Source organism: Acidithiobacillus ferridurans, from assembly GCF_003966655.1.
In the GTDB taxonomy this organism is placed as follows: domain Bacteria; phylum Pseudomonadota; class Gammaproteobacteria; order Acidithiobacillales; family Acidithiobacillaceae; genus Acidithiobacillus; species Acidithiobacillus ferridurans.
In genome coordinates this window covers 171697-192847 of sequence record NZ_AP018795.1, presented here as the reverse complement: position 1 = coordinate 192847, position 21151 = coordinate 171697, and the positions used below count along the sequence as shown (strand labels likewise).

Sequence of the window (21151 nt, the reverse complement as noted above, 5' to 3'; positions counted from 1 at the left end):
CCATCAGAATATTAGTTTCTATTGCCCTTTTCTGCAAGGAAACCGGTCCGCTGATCCGGGTCCGACAGCGGGGGCCTGACGGGCCATGCGGCATAGAGTACCGGCGCCAGCCACAAAGACATGAACACGGACAGCAGCAAGCCACCCATGACCGCTACCGCGAGGGGCTTGAGCAGGTCGGTGCCGTGGCCGATGCCGATGGCCAGCGGCAGAAAGCCGAAGACATCGGCGAGCATGGTCATCAGGATGGGGCGCAGGCGCTGGCGGGCGGCGAGGGCGACCATGGCGGGGCGCGGTTGCGGGCCACCGAGTTGCCGGGCGCGGGCGAAAATCAGAATCACATTATTGACGGCAATGGCAAAGACCAGCAGCACCCCGAGGAAGGCGGTGCTGTCGAGATCGATGCCGAGCAGCAGCAGCGCCAGCAGCGCCCCCGGTGCCGCCAGCGCGATGGCCAACAGTGCGGAGATGGCGGCGCGCTGACTGCTGAACTGAAAGCCGAGCAAGATCAGGAGCAAGGCTAGCGCCCCTCCGAGAATCAGCGCCATCTGCTGAAAGCTCTGGGACTGCTGGCGATAGTAGCCGCCGAGCAGGGTCGTCACATTTGTCGGCAGATGCAGGCCCGCCACCACCGCGCGCGCCTTGTCGGCGGCCTGCGCCAACCCCTCACCGGGCTTCGGCTGCAGCCAGACATAGGCGTCAGGCACCAGATTTTGATGGGTCACGAAAGGTATCGCGCCCTGCACATGTACGCCGGCGATGCTCGCAAGCGGAGTAAAGCTTCCGTCCGGCAGGCGAATGGGGAGGCTGTCCATCGCGCGCGGGGTGAAATCGTGACCGGCGAGGCTGACGCGAATCGGCAGAATCTGCTCGCCGTGCAGGAGGAAACCCGCCTGCCGCCCCCAGAAACGCGCCTTGACCTGGCCGGCTAGCTCCGGTGGGGTAATGCCATAGATCGCGGCGAGTGGCGACGGGGTGATCTCCAACTCCGGACCAGCGGAAGGCGACTTGAAGTTCACGGACTCAAAGGCGTGGCTCTGGCGCAATGCGGCCGCCAGACGCGCGCCCTGGGCACGCAAGGTGGTGGAATCCGAGCCGAAGAGGTACACCACCAGCGGCGCGTGGGCACCGGAGAGATTACCCAGGCGTACAATCATCGTTTGGTGGAGCGTCAAGGAGAGCAGATTGGGAGCCATCTGACGGAACTGTACATGCAACGTACGCATCACCGCCTCGGTGCTCTGCGCGTGATTGGGCTTGAGGACAATGGCGATAGCCCCTTTGTTGGCTGGCGCATGGAGGAACTGGAAGCCGCGCCCGACCATCAACGATGCCCGCTCCACATTGGGGTTCTCCAGCGCCACCCGCATGAAATCCCGTCCCACGCGGGTGGTTTCCGCCACGCTGCTGCCGACGGGGGTACGAAAGGGCACCGAGATCACGCCCTCGTCCCAATGAGGCAGGAAAGCGGTGGGCAAGGTGGTCAGCGCCAACCATCCCGCGCCCGCGAGGAGCAGGACCACCGGAATGGCCCACCACGGGCGGCGCATGCCGAAGATCAGCCAGCGGCTGAAATGTCGGCGTAACCAACGTTCTGCACGGTTTCGCCGGTTCTGCTGCGGACGCCCGGCGAGCCATGCGGCCAATACTGGCGTCACCAGCAGGGCGACGATTTGCGACGTCAGCAGCGCAATGACGATGGCCAGCGCCATATGCCGAAACAGGAGTCCCAGCGTGCCGGACAAAAAAATCAGCGGCAGAAAGATCAGGCAGGAGGTGAGGGTGGCCAGGGTCATCAGTGGCAGAATTTCGGCGGCGCGACGTAAGGCTAATCGTCGTCGCGCCGAGCGTTCGCCGTGCAGACCGTGGAGTCCGCGTTCGACCACCACGATGGCATGATCCACCAGTGCGCCAATCGCTGCCGTCAAACCGCCGAGGGTCATGATGTTGAGTCCGTACCCCAGCGCATGCAGCACCAGAAAAGTGGCCGCCAGGGCCAGCGGGACGACCACCAGGGTTGCCAGTGCCCCATCGAAACGACCCAGAAACGCCAGGACCACCAGCCAGGCGATCAGACTGCCGAGCCCGAGGGCGATCCAGACATCGCGCAGGCTGCTGCTGATCAGATGGCTCAAGTCGTAGATCGGTACCAGTTGTACACCCGGTGGCAGGTGCGCTCGCAAGGTTGCCAGTCGGCTTTGAACGGCACGGGCGACATTCACGTCGTTGGCCCGCGATTGGGACAGCACATCGATGATCAGGGCATGGCGATAGCCGGGAACGGCGGCGTCGGTGAGCAAGGGCGGTGGACCGACCCGCACCTGTCCCAGCGCGCCCAATGCCAGCGGGGCGCGGATGCCTTCGGCATTGGCCGGGCCGAGGGGCAGGGTGAGGGCGGCTAGATGCCCCGTGTCCACCGGCCGTGGTGTGGTGGCGACGATAAATTGCTGGTGATAGGCGTGCAGAATGCCGGAGAAAAAAGGCCCCTGGGCGAGGCGGAGGGTGTCGATCACCTGCTGTGCCGTCAGGTGATATTGCGCCAGGCGCACCGGGTTCAGATCGATATGCACCTGCGGCCAACCGCGGCCGGTGCCCTGCACCTGATAGACGCCGGGAATCGCCAGCAGGGCAGGGCGAACCTGGAAGGCGAAAGTCGGCATCATCGCCGAGCTGTCCTGCCGATTGGACACCAGTGCATACTCGGCGAAGGGGTAGGTGTAAGGCGCCATGCGCGTCACCCGCATCTGCGCGCCGACGGGTAGGCGAACCTGAGAGAGGCGGGCCTGCAGCATGAGATAAGCGGTCTGCGGATTGACGCCGGGGTTGAAGTAGACATTGAGCTTGGTGAGTCCATTACCGGTCTGCGAGCGCACCAGCCGGACGCCCGGCTGACCCTTGGCCAGCGCCTCCAGCGGTCGGGTGATCTCGACTTCCATGAATTTGACCGGCAGACTGCCGTCGTTGACCAGCACCGCCACGCGCGGGAAATCGACATTGGGAAATACGCTTTCCGGCAGGCTTTTTAAGGCGAACCAGCCGGCTGCCAGCAGAAACAGGGCAGCGAGGATGACGCTGGAGCGATTTTCCCAGAGGAACTCCAGATAACGCTTCATGGTTTCTGGACCTGCACGGGGGTGCCGCCGACGAGGCGGGCGTTGCCGGAGCGTACGACGGGTTCCCCGACCCGGAGATCACCGCTGACCCAGGTGCGATCGCCGCGGCTGGCGACGATGTGAACGGGCACCACGACCGCCCGCCCGTGGCGAACGGCGAATACCTCGGTGCGGGCGCCACGCATGACGATGCTGGCCGTCGGCAGAACGAAGGCCGTCGTCCCCGGCGACGGCAGCCGCACCTGCAGCCACTCGCCGGGCAATAACGAGCTGCCGGTGGGCAGGTCGATGTAGACGGGCACCAGGCCCAGATGCCGTGCGCTTTGTCCGACGGAGCGAATCTTGCCGTGCCCCCGCCAGTTGCTGCCATCAAGCCCTACTACCGTTCCTATCCGCAGCCCCTGCGCCACGGCAGGCGTAACGTAGGCGCGCGCCCAGGGCGCTCCGCGGCCGGCGAGAGTGGCGATGGGCTGGCCAGCGTTGACCACCGCGCCGGCGGGCACCAGATAGTGCAGGCTCCCGGCGAAGGGGGCGGTCAGTTGCTGCTGGTTCGATTGCGCCTGCAAGACGCGGAGGGCGGACCGGGATTCGTCCAGCGCCAGTTTCGCCTGCTCCACATCCTGCCGGGAGAGGACCCCATCGGCATAGAGTTTCCGGTTACGGAACCACTGGCTGCGGCTGAAAGCGACCCGCGCCCGGGCGGCGCTGATAGTCGCCTGCAGGCCGGGCGGCGCGATATGCGCCACCAGAGCCCCGGCAGGGATTTGTCCAGCCGGCAGCAGCGGGCCGAGCACCCGGCCGGTCACTGTGGCGGTCAGGGTCACTTGACCGTTGCTCTCGACGGTGGCGAGTACGGTGTTCTCCTGCTGGGCAGGCGCGGCGGCGACAACGGCCAGGCGTACCGGCAGTGCCCAAGCCGCGTCCACGCCGGCCAGCCAGAGTAGCATCCCGAGGCCGACGATTGCGGACCAGCGCGGAGAAATGTGGATCATGGAGCGTTTGTGGGGAGTCATGACGGCTTCCTTTGGTCGGGCAACAAGCCGCTATCCAATGCCAGTTGCGCACGTGTCAGGCGGGCGCGGATGGCGGCGCCGGCGGTTTGCAACTGGGCCTGAACCCAGCCGTTCTCCGCTTGTTGTAACGCCAGTGCGCTTTCCGCACCGGCGAGGTAGCCCTTACGGGTCATGGTATAGACCGTCCGTGCGGTCTGTTCCAGCGTCCGCGCATCCTGCAAGGCGTTTGCTGCCGCCTGTGCCGCCCCGTAATCGGCCGCCAGACGACTGCGAATCTGCAGTTGCAGCGCCGCCTTGGCGGCCTGCATGGCGGCCACCTGCTCCTGCGCCGCGGCGACCAGATCCCGGTTGCGGCCAAAGCCAAAAATGGGCACCTGCAGGCTAAGGATCGCCTGCCAGCCCAACTGCTGGCTTTGCGGCAGTGTCGAGGTGTCCACCCCATAGGCACCGGTGGCGGCGATGACCGGCAGTCGCGCCGCCCGCCGATAGTGCAACAGCGACCGTGCCGATTGAATTTCTCCTTCGGCGACGCGCAACAGTGGCTGCGATTGGTCGGCTTGCTGGCGGAGCATTTTTGACCCTGGCAAAGCAGTGAGTGGCTCGGCCACGGGCGCCAGTGCGGGCAGCGCCGCCATCCCGTAGCCCGTCTGCAGTGCGAGCACCTGACGCGCCGCCTGCGCCCGCGGTCGCGCCTGATCAAGCCCCATCCGGATACGCACCAGGGTCAATCTGGATTGACTCAAATCCAGGCGGGAGCGGGTCCCCGCACGGTAGCCCTCTTGTGTCGCCACGAACATCTGGCGCGCGTCCGTCAGCGCCCTGCGCCACACGGCTAGTTCGTTATCGTCCAGCGCCAGTTGGTAATATGCCATGGTCACCTGCGCTGCGACCGCAAGCCGTGCCTGCTGCAGGCGGTAACGGGCGATGGCCGAGCGGTCGCGTGCCAACGCCGACAAGGCATAGGCTTGTGGCGCATACAGTGGGATCTGCAGGCGGACCTGTCCAATCAACTCCCGTGCGCCATTGGCACTGACAAAGCGCGGCTGGCCGTTCTGGGTTTGGGTCCAGATGCCTCCAGTACTCAGCGAGAGGGCGGGCAACAGATCGGCATGGGCCGCACGAACCTGATCCTCGCTCTCCGCGATCATGTGCTGCGCCTGCTGCAACACCGCCTGATTGACCAGTGCGCGCTGAATGGCACTCTGTAACGTCAGATCGTCAGCCGAGGCGGTACCCGAGAACAGACAGGCGCCGATTCCGAGCGCAGTCGCTATCCGCCGCGTTGCGGCTTTGTGCGTCATGCACGGACCTTTATGGTGAAAAACGCGGGATTATTTCGATGCTTTTCCGGGGATTTCCGATAATCGGCCACTACAATTTTATCTCCGCACAGGATTAAATACCGCCATAGCTGCTGCGGCCATTAGCGCATTATCGCAAAAGCAGGAAACCGGAAGATTACTGCAACCTGACGAAGTCGTCATCTTTGGTGCGATGCCAGAGTTTCCGTTGTGATAATCGGGAAAGATAAAGTGACAGTGGTGCCCCTCCCCAATTCACTCTGCAGTGCAATTTCGCCGCCGTGCAAATGCATGATGGAGCGCACGATGGCGAGCCCCAGCCCGGTGCCCTGACCCTGACGCAGTCGCGCCGTATCCGCACAATAAAAGCGGTCCAACACATGGGGCAGATCTTCGGGCGCTATCCCGGAACCGCTATCACTGACGATGATCTGCAGTAGCGAAGGCTGAATGGTGGTCCAGATACTGACCTGCCCCCCGCGGGGGTATGGCGCAGCGCGTTGCCGAGCAGGTTGCCGAGGGCGCGCCGCAACAGTCCGGGATTCGCCGCTACCGACCCAATGGCCCTGTTGATCAGCGCAACCCCCAACTCGTCGGCCATCGCCTGATAAAAGGCGCAGACCGCTGCCGCCTCCTCCCGAACATCCAGCACGGGCTTGTCGAGACGGGCATCAGACTGCTCCGCGCGGGCGAGAAAGAGGAGGGCATCCACCATCCCTGACAGGCGCCCGTACTCCTCCATGGCTGACTCGATGCATGCCTGGTATTCTGCCGGACTACGTTGCCTGGAAAGGGTGATTTCCGCCTCGCCGCGCAGGATGTGCAGAGGTGTGCGCAGTTCATGGGCGACATCTGCGGAAAACCGCGATATGCGGTTGAAGGATGTCTCCAGCCGGCCCAGCAGGCGGTCGAAGTTTGCTGCCAGGGTACGCAACTCGTTCGGCCAATGTTCGTCCGCAACGCGCCGATGCAACTGTCCGGCACCCAGTTCGTCGACGATCTCGGCGAGCCGCGCGACGGGGCGCATACCCCGTCGCGCGATCAGATAACCCGCGCCCAAGGCCACCAGCAGGGCAAGAACGATCGCCAGCAGCAGCGCCCGCCGGTAGGCTGCCAGAAAGTTGTCCTCCTGCGCCATGCTCATGGCCACATAGATGGTGGCAGGCGGGTTGCCGGCATAGCTGCGCGCCATGATGCGATAACGCCGGCCGTTCGCCGCAGCCCATTTCCATTCTTTTTCCGGTAACGGCGCCGGAGAGCCGGCAAAAGGCCGTGGCCCCTCCAGAATGGGATTGGATGAAGGGCTGCGGGTGATGACGCCTTCTGCGGGGCGGCTGACCCAGATGTAGACGCCGCGAATCGTACTCGCCTCTAATTGCGTTTCATGTCGTAGTGCCTCTGTATTCCCGGTATGTCGCCTTAGTGCGCTATGCACTGCATGGATCTTGCTGGCTAAAATCTGGTTGTCGACGTGCCGTAATTGCGCCGCGAGTACCCAATACAAGGCGCTGCCAGCGGCGGCAATCAATACAACGCTGAGCAATGCATACCAAAACGTCAGGCGTACAGCTATCGAACCGGTAACGCGGCGGAGGGTTTCAGTCGCGTGTTTCAAGGACATAACCGACTCCTCGCAAGGTATGAATCAGCTTGCTGGAATAGGGGTCGTCGACCTTTCTGCGCAGCCTGCGGATGGCGACATCCACCACATTGCTGTCGCCGTCAAAATTCATGTCCCAGACTTGCTCGGCGATCCGGGTACGGGTCAGTACTTCGCCGGGAAAGCGCATCAGATAGGCCAATAGCCGGTATTCCTGAGGGGCAAGGCTGATGGTATCTCCCGCCCGCCAGACCTTATGCCGCAACGAATCGATCTCTAGATCGGCATAACGGAGCACGTCTTCGGAGCGTACGTTACTGCGGCGCAGGAGGTTATGCACCCGCGCCAGCAGTTCGGAAAAGGCGAAGGGCTTGATCAGATAGTCATCCGCGCCGAGCTTCAGACCCCTCACCCGCTGGGAGACGGCGTCCAGCGCCGTCAGCAGAAGGACCGGCTGATCGGCCCGTCGGCTGCGGATTTCCTGTAACACCCACCAGCCATCGCGCTGCGGCAGCATGACGTCGAGTACGATGACGTCGTAGTTCCCCGTCACCGCCAGATGTTGTCCGTCCACACCATTGACAGCGATATCTGCGATATCCCCCTCCTCTGAAAAACCTTTTTTCAGAAAAGCGGCGGTTTTGGGCTCATCTTCAATGATCAGTATCTTCATGATGTATATTCTTTTTGACCTTCCTGCCGATTTCCTGAAGAATATCCGGGCTATTAATGACACAATCAGAGGCATGATGAAAACACCACAGTCATTGGAACTGCGTCGTAAACAGGCGTTCGGTGCTGTCCGTATTCTTTTCGGTCTGATCTGGCTGATCAATACCTGGTTGCAACTCGATCCCGCCTACAGTATGCACTTTCTCGGTACCTTCAGTGCCGATTGGGTATCCGGGCAACCCGCCTGGATTGCCGGCTACGGTCACTGGATGGCGCAACTGGTCCAGCAACTGGGCGCGCAAACTATGGCGTATGCGACGATAGCCCTCGACGCCATCCTTGCGGCTTCCCTGATCACGGGAGTCGGCGTGCCATTACTGGCCTGGGTGGGGGTGATCTACAACCTCTGGCTATGGAGCACCGTTGGGGGTTTTGGCGGTCCCTACACCCAGGGTGCGACCGACCCCGGCACCGCCATCATTTATGCGCTCTGCTTCCTACTCGTGGTCTGGACGCGAAGCTGGGAAGGCCTGAGCTTCAGCAAGGCACCGCATCGCCCCATTTACGCTCCCGCCATACATACGGCTCGTATTCTCTTCGGCATACTCTGGGCCTTCGATGCATACTGGAAATGGCAACCCTATTTTCTCACCCATGCGGTCACCTACCTGCAACAGGCCCTGCCGGGCGAACCGGCATGGATCGCCGCCTATATCAGCTTCTTCATCTCGGTCATCACCTGGGCGGGCCCGGTGCTTTTTGGCTATTTTGCCGCGATCATCGAAAGTATCATCGCTTTTTACCTGATCATCGGCCGTGGCCTGCGCTGGGTGATCCCGGTGGGTATTGCCTACAGCATTGGCGTCTGGACCACGGCAGAAGGCTGGGGCGCACCGTTTCTGCCGGGCGCCACCGCCAATAAGGGCGATGTCCTGGGTACCACCAATATCTACGTCATCGCGTTTCTTTTCCTGGCGGTCTGGGTATATTTCACTCCGGAACCCAGAAGTAACAAAGCTAAGCGATAACTCCGCATCATCTCTACTCTCCAGCCCCATCCGTGTCGCGCGGCCCTCCCGGGCTGCGCACTACTCCCAAAAATGTCATGAAAAAGTCATAAAACTGTCGTATTAGTGTCATGTTGCTTCGTTAGCATATCCCCTCTTCGAGAAAAACAGAGCCCGCCCATATCGGGCCGCGGTGCCGTTCACCGGCTCGTAAGACATAACTACCGTCCAGTAAAAGGGAGTATTTCGATATGCGTAGCAACATGAAGTTACGTCCGGTCGTCGTTGCGCTCATGGCATCTGGAGTGCTGCTTTCGAGCGTGCCAGTCATGGCCGACGGCATCACCGCCAGTACCCAAAGCGCCGAAAACAGCTCGGTCGATGTGGGTCAGGTCAATGCCGCAGCGCAGGGGACTTCTACCCTGGGGAGCCGTGAGGCGCAATCTCTTAGTCAAAAAACCCGTTTTGATTCAGGACAGTCTATAAAAGTGCTGGATAAGCATGAGTTGGCGGCGGCAGGTCCGATGGGCGGCAGCGCACAGGCGTTGTCCTATGCGCCGGGCGTCGGTGTTTCCGGCTACGGATATACCGGCTCCACCAAGACCTCTATCAGCGTGAACGGGATCAAGCAGGGTTGGGGCGGTTTCTCCGGTGGCCAGATTGACAACGGCAGCCTTTCCGTCACCTTTGACGGCGTTCCCATGGTGAATCCGTCCAGTGGCCTCTGGGAGAGCCCACAGGTGCCGCAGAACGGCATTCTGCAGGGTATCGGCATCACCTATGGTCCCGGAAACCCGGTGGATCGCTGGTATAACAACATCGGCGGCCAGATCGATTTTGTCCCCCTGCAGCCCACCAGTAAAGCCGGTGCTTCGATCAAGATGAGCTACGGCAGCTACGATACCAAGAATATCGTCTTCAACGTGCGCACCGGGAGCATAGACGGCTGGTCCACCATCCTCGCGGGTGGTTCCGGTTCCGGCAACAGCTATCGGCAATCTCCGGATGGTTTTACCAACCCCAGTTATAACTACGCCTGGTTCCTGAAAACCCGCAAGACCTTCAGCAACGGTGACTTCTCACTGGGTGCCTACCTGGCAAAAGGTTCCGGCTACCGGCCGGTATCCATCCCCCTCAACCCCATTGCCGGTGTGACCATGGATGGTACGCCAAACTCGCCGCTGTATAGCCAGGCGACGTCAGGATATTATTCCTCACTGCCGGAAAACGTCTGGTTCAAACAGGACAGCAACAGCACCTGGCTGGTCTATAGCAAACTGAACCTCGCCCTGGACAGCATGGTGGGTCTGCATAACACGCTCTGGTACCGCAATGGCCACCGTCTGCATTTCCACTACAACAACTACGGGCTGTCCAATCCGGGTAATCTGTACGAATACAATAACCCCCATACCAATGTGTATGGCGACAAACTCTGGTTTTCGGTGGCGTTGCCCTACAACGATGTGAACGTAGGTGGATTCTTCCTGAATAGCCGGTATAACTCGCGGAATGCCTTTTACAATACCAACCCGCCGTATTACGGCTCGGTGTCTGTGCCCAACGCGCACTATCGCAGCGACTATTTCGACCAGACCGACCTTGCCGCGTTCATCCAGGACCGGATCAGTCCGATGAAGAACCTGCATATCACGCCGGGCGTGCGTTTCATCAATTATCAGACGCGTTACACGCCTGCCGCGCAGTCGGATTTTGCCGCGGCCTATGCCCTGTATCCGCAAAATAACCAGGGCGCGCTCCCGACCGCCAGCAACAGCTTCACCAAGGTAGAGCCCTCGGTGGATTTCAACTGGCAGCCGATGAAATGGCTGGCGGTATTTGCCAGCTATGCGCAGGCGTTCAAGGAACCGCAGGTGGGCGGTGGTGGTGGTCTGTATCAAGCTACCCCACCGATTTATAGCCTGGAAAAAAGCGCCGATTACAATGCTGGCATAAAGATTCATTTCAGGGATGCCGCTTACCTGCATAATTTCTTCCTGCTGGCGAGTTTTTACCATCTGCACTATACCAACCAATATATTCCGTTCTACGATGCCAACGGCAATTATCTAGGGGACGCGAATGGTGACTCCATCTATCAGGGGGTCAATATGGCATTGGAAGATGACCCGATTTACAACCTGCACGTCTTTGCCAACCTCAATTTCGAGAAGGCGACTTTCGCCCATTACGTAACCGGCGGCGTCAGTTATAACGGGCTGCCGGTATCCAACGTGCCGAGCAGCACCTTTAATATCGGCACGGCGTACAGCTACTATCTCTCGGGCGTGTTGCTGGAGCCGCGGATCTGGTATCAGTACACCGGCGCACAAAATATCTTCAATAACAATACGACTGCCCCGAGCCGGCAGAAAATGCCGGGTTATGGGACGGTGAATCTGGGTTTTGACAGCACCATCCCCACGCGTGGGAGTATTCCGGGTTTGAAAGACGTCAAGCTGAGCGTCGATGTCCTCAATCTTGCCAATAATCGTTATAACGAGTTCCAGTACATCACCGCCGGTGGGCTTCTGGGTGGGAACTCGGCCGGGCAGATGCTGGCATTGCCCGGCGCGCCGCTGACGGTATATGGAAGTATTGCGGCAGACTTCTAGGCCCGCCGTTATTGGTGATTTCCGGCAGGAAGGTTCCAGCGTGTTGTGTCTGGGGCTTTTCTGCCGATATTTTTCAGAAGATCCACCGTATGGTTATTCTTCTCTAATGCCTTTTGGGCTGTTGCCGGTTCATCCACTCTCGACAAAGACTACGTGTTTTACTTCATGCTCTTGATTATTGCGTGAGAATCCCATTTAGGAGGCAGCGAGTCTATCTGGTTGCCGGGGAGTCTCTTGACAGAGACCGTGCGGACCATGATCCTGGAGCAAGCGTGGTCACCGGAACAGATGGCGGGGAGTTTGTGCATGGAGCACTCGGAGGCAGAGGCTTCCAACCAGCGGATTTCCCATGAGACCATGAAATTTTTTGGTTTTCGAACATCGGCCGAAGTGATGTCCCAGCATATCAAATAGGTCCCAGTAATCACAAGATTTTTGTTTATGTTGGCGAGGCGCATGCCGCATATGTTTATCAACCCGCTCATGGATGATGCACGGGTTTGGCGACTCTGCAGGGTACCTCCTCATCGAGCTTCGAACCCGTAGATTTGACGGTAATTCTCCGCCAAATAGTGGACGATCTTTATCCATAGGCCGGGTAGGAAAGATCCAGCGGGACGGGATGTCGTGCGCGGGTTGGGGCGATATCCTAAGTTTCGCCTAATTCAATCATGAGACACTGATGGAGGGGTAAGTAATATGCCCATTCCATCACGGGTTTTCACCCTTCAGGGAGCATAGGGTTTATGGCATTTCGATTATGGCCTGCAATCCTGGTCAGCCTGATGTTACTGCCGGCCGGATGTGCGAGTTATCAGGCAGCACCCTTGCCTGGACATCTATCCTCTGTGCAGGATGTGCATCGGGAAATGGCAGCGGCGCTGGCGCGGATGCACCCCCATGCCCAGCCGATAAATTTGCATGGGCCATTTTCTGGCGAGGATCTTGGGGCGATCGCCGTGTTGCTCAACCCACAGTTGCGTGCCATGCGGGCCAATCTGGGAGTCGCCCAGGCCCAGGTTTTTGCGGCCGGTTTGCTTCCCGATCCCCAACTGTCACTCAGTGCGGACTTGCCCACTAATGTCGCAGCCGGTTATTACAATGCCTATAGCATGGGTTTGAGTTGGAGCCTCGCCAGTCTGTTTACCCGCTCTGCCAATCTGGATATTGCCCACGCACAGCAAAAGTCCGTGCAATATCAGGTCGCCTGGCAGGAGTGGATGCAAGCGGGTAATACGCGCGTTCTCGCCCGTCAGCTTTATTATCTGCGGGCGCAGGAAGAGGTAGCGGAAGCGGCAGCCAAGACCACCGGGAAATTGTATCGAGCCTCCGCTGAAAATTTACGTCTTGGCGACACCACCATCACCACCGCAACATTACGGCAGATTGCTTGGCTGGATAGTCAGGATCGGGCGCTCGCCTTGCGTCGACAGGTCACCACCCTGCGCCAGAATCTCGACCAATCCATTGGCCTGCCACCGAAAATGGCGATCAGCATAACGCCCCCGCGGCTTTGGCCCAGCCTGCCCGATGCCGCGTTTCTGGTAACCTTGGCCGACAAGCATCGGCTTGATCTGCTGGCGCTGCGGGCTGGCTATCAGGCGCAGGAAGCCCGGGTACGACGTGCCATTCTCGGCCAATACCCAGGCTTCACCATTGGCTTCAATAGGGCCGCCGATACCTCCAATGTGCAAAGCTACGGCCCAAGTTTGACGCTGGATATTCCCCTCTGGAACCGGAACCGTGGGGTTATTGCGGAAAGCGAGGCTACCCGCGCGCAGCTCCGGGCAGCCTATACCGCCCGTCTGTTTCAGACGCGCGCCGACATTTTTCGACTGGTGACGGATCTCCGCCGCCTGGCACAGGAAATCAAGCCCCTGCAGCAACAGGTTCCGGAACTGGCGAAGGCCGAAAACCGATTACGTAGGGCCGCTGCGGAACACAACGTGACTTTGCTGGATTATGAGACCGTACGCAGCCAATCCCTGGCGAAGCGCCTGCAATTGCTGGCGCTACAGGAATCCTACGCTGCCCAGCAGGCAGCGCTGGAAATGGCGGTCGGTTTACCTTATTCAGATTGGGGGAGTCGGAAATGAGAACGCGGTTTTCGGGCGGAAAAATCCTGGCATGGGGATGCTGCCTGTGCTTGCTGCTTGCGGGATCTGCCGAGGCAGAGGTTTCCGCCCTGGTAAAAGTCACGCCGGCGCGAATGATGTCCATGGCGGATCAGCTTCGTGTCTATGGTACCGTAGAGTTTGCGCCGGAGGATGGCAGAACCATCGTGCTGCCAGCCGAAACCCTGGTCAGCCAGGTACTGGTGGCCGCGGGGCAGCGGGTAAAGCAGGGGCAACCCATGCTGCAGGTACAACCCTCGGTTAGTGATCAACTGCAGCTGAAGCAGGCGGAAATTGGCCTGAAATTCGCTATTGCCGACCAGCAACGGGTAGCGAACCTGCGTCAGCGCCAACTGGCGACCAATACCCAACTGCAAACTGCGGATCAATCCCTCGCTCGTGCGCGGGCGGCTTTGCAGGACATCCAGTTGCGGCTGCAACAACTGAAAAACGGACAGGTGTCCGCGCCCATCAATGGGGTAGTGACCATCGTGCATGTGCATCAGGGTGACCTCGTCCCCGCCGGTCAGCCTTTGCTCAGCCTGAGTACGGGAAATGCCCTGCGCGTTTTGTTGGGGGTGGAACCGGGGATCTTGCCGCGTATTCATGTGGGGGATTCGGTGAGCCTGCTTCCCGTATATGGGGGGCAGGCGCCGGTGCAGGGGAAAGTCAGCCAGATCTATAGCCAGATTGATCCGCAAACCCGACTTGCCCAGGTGGTGGTGCCATTGCCCGCCAGTCCTGATTTGTTGCCGGGAGCCATGCTGCAAGCGGAAATCATCCTGCACCACCGACGGGTCATCGCGGTCCCGGAAAGCGCCGTTCTGCAGCAGGACGGCAGGTCCTATTGTTTCGTGGATGTGGCCGGTAAAGCCCAAAAACGCTGGATTGACACGGGTTGGCAGCAGGCAGGCTGGATTGCGGTGAAGCAAGGGCTCAGCGTAGGTGATGCGGTGGTGAGTCTCGGCAATTACGAGCTCAAAGCAGGAATGGCCTTGCGGGTAGAAGGGAAATCCTGATGGGTGCCTGGTTACTACGGCATCGTCGCTCGCTGCTGTTTCTGCTGCTGGTACTCGTGCTTGCAGGTTTGCTGTCCGCCATGAAAATGCCGGTAGCCCTGTTTCCCAATGTGGTTTTCCCACGTATCGAAGTAACTGTAAATTCCGGGAACATGCCCATTCAACAGACCGAAATCGCTGTCACCCGGCCGTTGGAGCAGGCATTGCGGGCGGTCCCCGGTGTAGAGCGCATTCGTTCTACCACAGCGCGTGGCGCTGCGGATGTATCGGTGCAGTTCGCCTGGGGAAGCAACATGACGGAAGCCCTGTTGCAGGCAGAATCCGCAGTAAACAAGGAGATGCCGGTCCTGCCGCCGGATACCCGTTTTACTGCTCGGCGGATGGACCCGACGGTGTTTCCTGTTCTCGGGCTGTCCCTGACATCGGATCATCTGGATCCCGTCGCCCTGCGTCGCTATGCCGAATATGACCTGCGGCCGCTGCTGCTCACCATCCACGGCGTGGCGCAGGTGGAGGTGCAGGGCGGGGCGCGCGAGGAATATCAGGTAGTGGTGGATCCCATGCGCCTGCAGAGTTACGGCCTGAGGCCTGCGGATGTGGAACGGGCGCTGAGCAACGGCAATGTCATTACCGCCGTGGGTCGTTTGCAGCGCCACTATCGCCTATATCAGATTCTGAGTGAAAGCCCTCTGAAGAATGTGCAGGATATCCGTCATATCGTGCTCAAGACCGGTGTTGCCGGGGTCGTGGATCTTGCGGATGTTGCTCAGGTCCGGGTGGGAACGGTACCCCAGTGGACCACGGTGACGGCCAATGGCAAAAATGCCGTGCTGGTCAATATCAAGCAACAGATCGGTGCCAATACGGTGGCCATCGATCATGCTATCCGTACCTTGTTGCGCAAGGATGCCAAGAGCATTCCGGCGGGGATAAGCCTGAGTACCTGGTACGATCAGAGTCAGCTGATTACCGCCGCCGCATCCAGCGTGCGTGATGCCATTTTTATTGGAGCGGGTTTGGCGGCCATGGTGCTGCTGGTGTTTTTGCGGAATTTGCGCCTGACCTTCATTGTCGCCATAGTGTTGCCCAGTGTGCTCCTCGCCAGTGTGCTCATCCTTTTTGTGATGCACCAGAGTTTCAACATCATGACGCTGGGCGGGATGGCAGCGGCCGTGGGCTTGGTGGTAGATGATGCCGTAGTGATGCTCGAACACATCATGAGCCGCATCACCGAACATCCGGCTGAGGGTGAGCCTGTGTCGGTATTGCACTCGGCACTGGAAATGAGTAAACCGCTGGCGGGCTCATCGGCAGCAACCATCATCATTTTTGCACCTCTGGCATTTTTGTCCGGGGTGACCGGTGCTTTTTTCCAAGCATTGGCCATTTCCATCGCTGCGGCTCTGCTGGTGTCCTTTCTGGTCGCTTACCTGGCGGTGCCACTCCTCGCCGATCTGCTCCTGAGGCCTCGGGATGCCGAGCAGGCGGAGCATCAGGGACGCTTTTTGGCTTGGTTCAGCGGCATTTATGGACAATATCTGGAAAGGTTGCTGCAACGGCCATTATTTTTATCCTTGATCGTACTGACCTTTCTGCTCTTGGGTGGATGGTCTTACACACAGGTGGGCAGCGGTTTCATGCCCGCGATGGACGAGGGTGGATTTGTACTGGATTATAACGCTGCCCCCGGTACTTCTTTGGCGGAAACGGATCGGCTGCTGGATCAGGTTCAGCAGATTCTTGCCAAAAACCGGGATGTGGCCAGTTATTCACGGCGAACGGGCCTGCAGTTGGGAGGCGGCATCACGGAAGCCAACACCGGAGATTTTTTCATCCGCCTCAAGGCGCAGCGACAGCATTCCATATGGCAGGTAATGAAGACGGTCCGCGAGCAGATTCATAATCAGGTTCCGGGGTTGCGGGTGCAAACGGGACAACTGATGGAGGACCTCATCGGAGATTTAACCGCCGTGCCCCAGCCTATCGAAATCAAGCTCTTCGGTGCGGATTCCCAAACCCTGCAAAAGCTGGCCCGGCAAGTGGCCGGACAAATCCGTAAGGTGCCGGGCGTTGTCGAGGTGTTTGACGGGATTATCATTGCTGGCGACGCCGTTGATATTCATGTGGACCCGGTGAAGGCCGCTCTTGCCGGAATGACCCCCGGTCAGGTCACCAATCAGTTGCAAACCCTGATGGAAGGTCGCGTGGTCAGCCGGATACCCCAAGGCCAGGAAATGATCGGGGTCCGAGTCCGCGCTCCTCATGCACTCTGGAATGAAATCAATCGCCTGCGGCAACTCCCTATTATTGCTCCCGATGGGCATTATCTGACCTTGGGGCAGGTGGCGGAAATTCGTATGCAATCCGGACAGGCGGAACTGAACTCGGAAAACCTCAAGCCCATGGTCGCGGTGACGGCCCGTATCGAAGGGCGGGCGATGAGCACGGTGATGGGCGAAGTGAAGGCCCGTCTGGCCCATGTGCAGTTGCCCCAAGGGGTCTACCTGCAATATGGCGGATTATACCGCGAACAGCAGCAATCCATGCGCGAACTGGCGCTGGTGCTGCTGGCTGCGATTCTGCTGGTGACGGTGTTGCTCCTGTTTCTCTATGAGCGTTTTACCGTGGTCCTGAGTATTCTCGCCACTGCTCTCCTGGCCTTGGGTAGCGTGTTTATCGGTCTATGGCTGACCGGCACGGAGCGCAATATCACGGCCATGATCGGGATAACCATGATCGTCGGCATTGTGACGGAAACGGCGATTTTCTTTTTTGCGGAAGCGCAGTCTGCGGAGCGACACGAACTGGTGCGGGCCGGAAAAGCACGGCTGCGGCCCGTGCTGATGACCGCCATCATCGCCATCCTGGCCCTCATGCCGCTGGCCTTGGGGTTGGGTGCCGGGGCACAAATGCAGGCACCTTTGGCCATCGCGATTATTTCGGGATTGCTGGCCGAAATCCCCTTGGTACTGGTGGTGATGCCTGGGATTTATGCGTGGCTGGAAAGGGTTTTCAAAAAAGGTTAATGGGTTTTCACCACCTGATTTTCAACCTCATAGGGATGATATATGCGTACAGTTCGTTACATCATGGTCGCAGCCTTGTTGAGTACGGGGCTGCTCGGAACCGTTACCGCGGCCGCAGAGAATACGTCCGTCTTGCCGCTCAGGGTAGTTCATGCGGATCTTCCCCTTCCCGGCAAGCCTGATCAGGCCTATGTGCCGATCGATCAGCAGTCAACCGGAAAAGCCCCGTTGAAAAAAGATACCAATCGCTTTGACTATGAGTCGATTGATCCGCAAAGGCAGTTGTTGTTTATTTCCCATCTTGGGGCAGACAGTGTCGATGTAGTCGATTTGCGCAACAACCGCGTCATTGCGAATATCAAGGGCGTTCCTGCTGTGCATGGGGTGCTGGCGGTACCAGAACTGGATGAAGTATTTGCGAATGCGACCGCGATCAACCAACTCGAAGTCATTTCCGAGAAGACATTGCACATCATCGCCCATGTGCCCACCGGTGTTCACCCCGATGGCATGGCCTACGCGCCGAAGGTACACGAGCTGTTCATCTCTGACGAGACGGGACAGACCGAAACGGTGGTTGACACCCGCAACCACCGGCGGGTCGCCACCATTGCCATGGGTGGCGAAGTTGGCAACTCGCAATACGACCCCGTTAGCCAGTTGGTATTCGCTGATGTGCAGACCCGTAACGAGATTGTGGCGATCGATCCGCGCAGCAATGCGATCGTCCAGCGTTATCGGCTGCCGGATACCTGCGTTCATGACCACAGTCTGCTGATCGACGCGCCAGCCCGTCTCGCTTTCGTTGCTTGCGACGGCAACGCCAGGCTGCTGCTCCTCAACATGCGCGACATGCATGTGCTGTCCGTGCATAAAACCGGTCGGCATCCCGACGTGCTCGCTTTCGACCCTGGGCTGCAACGCCTTTATGTCGCGAGCGAAAGTGGTGTAGTAGCGGTCTTCCAACTTAAAGGAAAGCAGTTACGATTGCTTGGACGTAATTATCTCGCCTATGAAGCGCACTCCGTGGCCGTTGATCCGCAAACCCATCGCGTTTATTTCCCGTTGCAGAATGTGGCTGGTCACGGAGCCTTGCGCATCATGGCGCCTACGCTGTAGATGGTGCGGCTGTCACCTTCGATGTGCGGCAACCCGTTTGCCTCTTCTTCTGCCTCCATCCGCGCTAATTTTGCGCTAACGCTGGGGGGTATAGTGAGAACAGATGGAGACAAATGGATTCATCTGCATCTCAATTCATTAAAAAGGAGCGATATCATGAAGGTGTCTACAAAGTTGGCAAGTGGTATTTTGGGCGGGGTTTTGTTCCTGTATGCTTTTGGTGCTTACGCTTTTACCGGTCAGGAATTGGCTGGCGAGGCGAAGATCAGTATCGCACAGGCACGCATTACTGCTTTGCGGGCGTATCCTGGAAAGATCACCGATCAGGAACTGGAAAAGGAGAAAGGTGGCAGTGGCTTGCGATATTCTTTCGACATCAAGAAGGGTGGTGTCAGCCACGAAGTAGGCGTTGACGCCAGGACCGGAGCCGTTCTGGAGAACTCGATTGAGGGCAAACATGCGGATTGATGGTCTATAGTGTTTAGTGGGTGAACCCGCTCCTTGGGGCGGGTTTTACAAGTTGTTTGGGAGTTAAGCACTAAAAAATGCGTATTCTTCTGGTTGAAGACGACCGAATGATCGGTGAAGCCATTTCAGTTGCGCTACGGGACGCGGCTTATGCAGTGGACTGGGTGCGTGATGGTGAAACCGCTTTGCGGGCGATTGCCAATCAGGAACATCAGGCCATTTTTCTGGATTTGGGTTTGCCCAAACTGGATGGTTGCACGTTGTTGCAACGTGTGCGTGCAGGAGGTAACTCCCTGCCAATCATTATTATTTCCGCCCGCGACGCATTGACGGATCGGGTGGAGGGGCTGGACTTGGGGGCTGATGATTATCTCGTCAAACCTTTTGCCATGAGCGAGTTGCTGGCTCGTTTGCGCGCCATCATCCGTCGTCAGGGCGGGCAGGGCTCGCCGGTGTTAGGTAACGGATCTCTGCAGCTCGATCTAAGCACACACACGGCGCAGATCGGAGAACTCAGTGTCCTGTTGACCAATAAGGAGTTTGCTTTATTGCAGGCACTGTTGCTACGTCCAGGTTCCATACTCAGTCGTGCGCAACTCGAAGAGCGCCTGTATGGCTGGGACGAAGGTGTAGAGAGTAATAGCATCGATTTTCTGATTCACGGTCTGCGTAAGAAGCTCGGTGCCAAAGTCATCAAGAATGTGCGTGGCGCGGGTTGGATGATCCCGCGTCAGCCATGAAACGTTCTTTGCAGGGACGCTTGTCCATTGGGTTGAGTATCGCTATTGTCTGTATGGGATTGTTTGCCGGATTGGCGTCTTTCTTTCTGGCTCTGAATGAAGCACAGGATTACCAGGATGCCTCACTGCAGCAGATCGCTGCACTGGTGCCTCCCCAGATCTGGCGGAATACCTATCGCTATGGTCGACAGCCGGTGGATGCCGACTCGGATGTGCGCATCGTCGTTGAGCCGTTATGCCTGGTAAACTGCAAGGGGGTGGATATTCCCCTGAAACTTCCTCCGCAATTGTCATCAGGTTTTCATACGCTTGCAGTGGATGGTCAGGAATGGCGGGTTTTTGTTCGGCGACAGGGGCCTGGTGAAGCATTGGCAGTGGCCCAGTCCACCGATTTGCGTAGCGACGCGGCTATTGCCAGCGCACGGCGCACCCTGCTGCCCTTGTTGTTTTTGGTGCCCTTGTTGATTGTTTTTTCGCACGTTATTGTGCGGCGTAGTTTGGCCCCGATCCAGAGTCTGGCCCAAGTCATGGATCGGCAAAATGCCGATCGTCCTGAGCCGCTTTCTCTAGAGCAAGTGCCGGAGGAGATTGCCCCATTTCTTCAGGCCATCAATCGGTTGCTGGAAAGGATTCGGATATTGCTGGAGCAAGAGCGTCGATTCATTGCCGACGCCGCCCATGAACTACGTACCCCGTTAACCGCATTGTCGCTCCAGGTGCAGAATCTGGAGCGGGCTGATTCTCTCTCGGAATGCCGAAAACGCGTGTTGCCTTTGCAAAGTGGCTTGGAGCGGTCCCGTCATTTGCTCGATCAGTTACTGGGTCTGGCCCGGCAGCAGACCGCCCCGTCCAGCTTTGAGCCAGTGGACTTGGCGGTAATCGCCCGCCAAACAGTGGAAGATCTTTATCCATTGGCAGAGCAGAAAAAAATAGATTTTGGACTGGATGCCTCAACGGCGTTGTGGGTACAGGGAAGCGCTGCCGCCTTTTACAGCCTATTACGCAACGCGGCGGATAACGCCTTGCGCTATAGTCCGGAAAATTCCGAGGTGACCGTGCGTGCCTATCGGGAAGGGGAATATGCGCTGTTGGAAGTTATAGATAGTGGGCCGGGTATTCCGGCTGAGGAGTCGGAACGCATATTTGATCCTTTTTATCGTATCCCCGGTATAACGGGAGACGGGAGCGGTCTGGGCTTAACCATTGTTCGCGCCATTGCCGAACAGTTGGGCGGACAAATTATATTGCGTTCCCGACGCGAACAATCGGGGTTGCATTTCATCTATCGCCAAAAAATAGTCTAGACTGCTTACCATCATGGTGATCTATGAAAGGGAATAGCTC

General features: G+C 58.7%; 15 protein-coding genes. 9 read left to right on the top strand and 6 right to left on the bottom strand.

All coding sequences use genetic code 11. The features are described 5' to 3' along the window. Positions 1 to 11 precede the first annotated feature (11 nt). The 6 genes from AFERRID_RS00880 to AFERRID_RS00860 all read right to left on the bottom strand — a co-directional run bounded on the left by AFERRID_RS00880 (position 12) and on the right by AFERRID_RS00860 (position 7700). Positions 12 to 3113 (bottom strand): efflux RND transporter permease subunit, encoded by a 3102-nt coding sequence (locus tag AFERRID_RS00880; protein ID WP_225981775.1) that lies wholly within the window; start codon positions 3111 to 3113, stop codon positions 12 to 14. Continuing rightward, positions 3110 to 4126 (bottom strand): efflux RND transporter periplasmic adaptor subunit, encoded by a 1017-nt coding sequence (locus AFERRID_RS00875; RefSeq protein ID WP_126604186.1) that lies wholly within the window; start codon positions 4124 to 4126, stop codon positions 3110 to 3112. Before AFERRID_RS00875 ends, AFERRID_RS00880 begins: the two co-directional genes overlap by 4 nt. Beyond that, a complete protein-coding gene (locus AFERRID_RS00870) occupies positions 4123 to 5427 on the bottom strand; it encodes a TolC family protein (RefSeq protein WP_126604185.1) in 1305 nt (434 codons plus the stop codon). The genes AFERRID_RS00875 and AFERRID_RS00870 overlap by 4 nt, the downstream gene beginning before the upstream one ends. Positions 5428 to 5606: 179 nt before the next feature. Beyond that, the gene (locus AFERRID_RS15355) at positions 5607 to 5855 is read right to left on the bottom strand and encodes a sensor histidine kinase (RefSeq protein WP_232028032.1); all 249 of its coding nucleotides are present in this window, start codon (positions 5853 to 5855) and stop codon (positions 5607 to 5609) included. Beyond that, positions 5828 to 7048 carry a histidine kinase dimerization/phospho-acceptor domain-containing protein gene (locus AFERRID_RS00865; protein ID WP_232027666.1) on the bottom strand — a complete coding sequence of 407 codons (1221 nt, stop codon included), beginning with the start codon at positions 7046 to 7048 and terminating at the stop codon, positions 5828 to 5830. The genes AFERRID_RS15355 and AFERRID_RS00865 overlap by 28 nt, the downstream gene beginning before the upstream one ends. Beyond that, complete coding sequence (locus AFERRID_RS00860) at positions 7026 to 7700, bottom strand: heavy metal response regulator transcription factor (RefSeq protein WP_113525503.1); 675 nt, start codon at positions 7698 to 7700, stop codon at positions 7026 to 7028. The genes AFERRID_RS00865 and AFERRID_RS00860 overlap by 23 nt, the downstream gene beginning before the upstream one ends. Positions 7701 to 7776: 76 nt before the next feature. On the opposite strand from AFERRID_RS00860, the gene AFERRID_RS00855 reads away from it, so the two are divergent. The 9 genes from AFERRID_RS00855 to AFERRID_RS00815 all read left to right on the top strand — a co-directional run bounded on the left by AFERRID_RS00855 (position 7777) and on the right by AFERRID_RS00815 (position 21111). Continuing rightward, on the top strand, positions 7777 to 8727 hold the full coding sequence (locus AFERRID_RS00855) for a hypothetical protein (RefSeq protein WP_126605651.1): 951 nt from the start codon (positions 7777 to 7779) through the stop codon (positions 8725 to 8727). 230 nt (positions 8728 to 8957) lie between these two features. Then, positions 8958 to 11321 (top strand): TonB-dependent receptor, encoded by a 2364-nt coding sequence (locus tag AFERRID_RS00850; protein WP_126604184.1) that lies wholly within the window; start codon positions 8958 to 8960, stop codon positions 11319 to 11321. A gap of 746 nt (positions 11322 to 12067) precedes the next feature. Next, positions 12068 to 13417, top strand: coding sequence for a TolC family protein (locus AFERRID_RS00845; protein ID WP_126604183.1), 1350 nt, complete (start codon positions 12068 to 12070; stop codon positions 13415 to 13417). Next, the gene (locus AFERRID_RS00840; RefSeq protein ID WP_126604182.1) at positions 13414 to 14454 is read left to right on the top strand and encodes an efflux RND transporter periplasmic adaptor subunit; all 1041 of its coding nucleotides are present in this window, start codon (positions 13414 to 13416) and stop codon (positions 14452 to 14454) included. Before AFERRID_RS00845 ends, AFERRID_RS00840 begins: the two co-directional genes overlap by 4 nt. Continuing rightward, on the top strand, positions 14454 to 17480 hold the full coding sequence (locus tag AFERRID_RS00835; RefSeq protein ID WP_126604181.1) for an efflux RND transporter permease subunit: 3027 nt from the start codon (positions 14454 to 14456) through the stop codon (positions 17478 to 17480). Before AFERRID_RS00840 ends, AFERRID_RS00835 begins: the two co-directional genes overlap by 1 nt. Positions 17481 to 17522: 42 nt before the next feature. Beyond that, complete coding sequence (locus AFERRID_RS00830; RefSeq protein ID WP_126604180.1) at positions 17523 to 18599, top strand: YncE family protein; 1077 nt, start codon at positions 17523 to 17525, stop codon at positions 18597 to 18599. Positions 18600 to 18755: 156 nt separating this feature from the next. Further along, entirely contained in the window at positions 18756 to 19067 is a 312-nt protein-coding gene (locus AFERRID_RS00825; protein WP_113525510.1) for a PepSY domain-containing protein, read from the top strand. Positions 19068 to 19144: 77 nt separating this feature from the next. Then, a complete protein-coding gene (locus tag AFERRID_RS00820) occupies positions 19145 to 19807 on the top strand; it encodes a response regulator (protein ID WP_126604179.1) in 663 nt (220 codons plus the stop codon). Next, positions 19804 to 21111, top strand: coding sequence for a sensor histidine kinase (locus tag AFERRID_RS00815; protein ID WP_113525512.1), 1308 nt, complete (start codon positions 19804 to 19806; stop codon positions 21109 to 21111). Before AFERRID_RS00820 ends, AFERRID_RS00815 begins: the two co-directional genes overlap by 4 nt. The last annotated feature ends 40 nt before the right edge of the window (positions 21112 to 21151 follow it).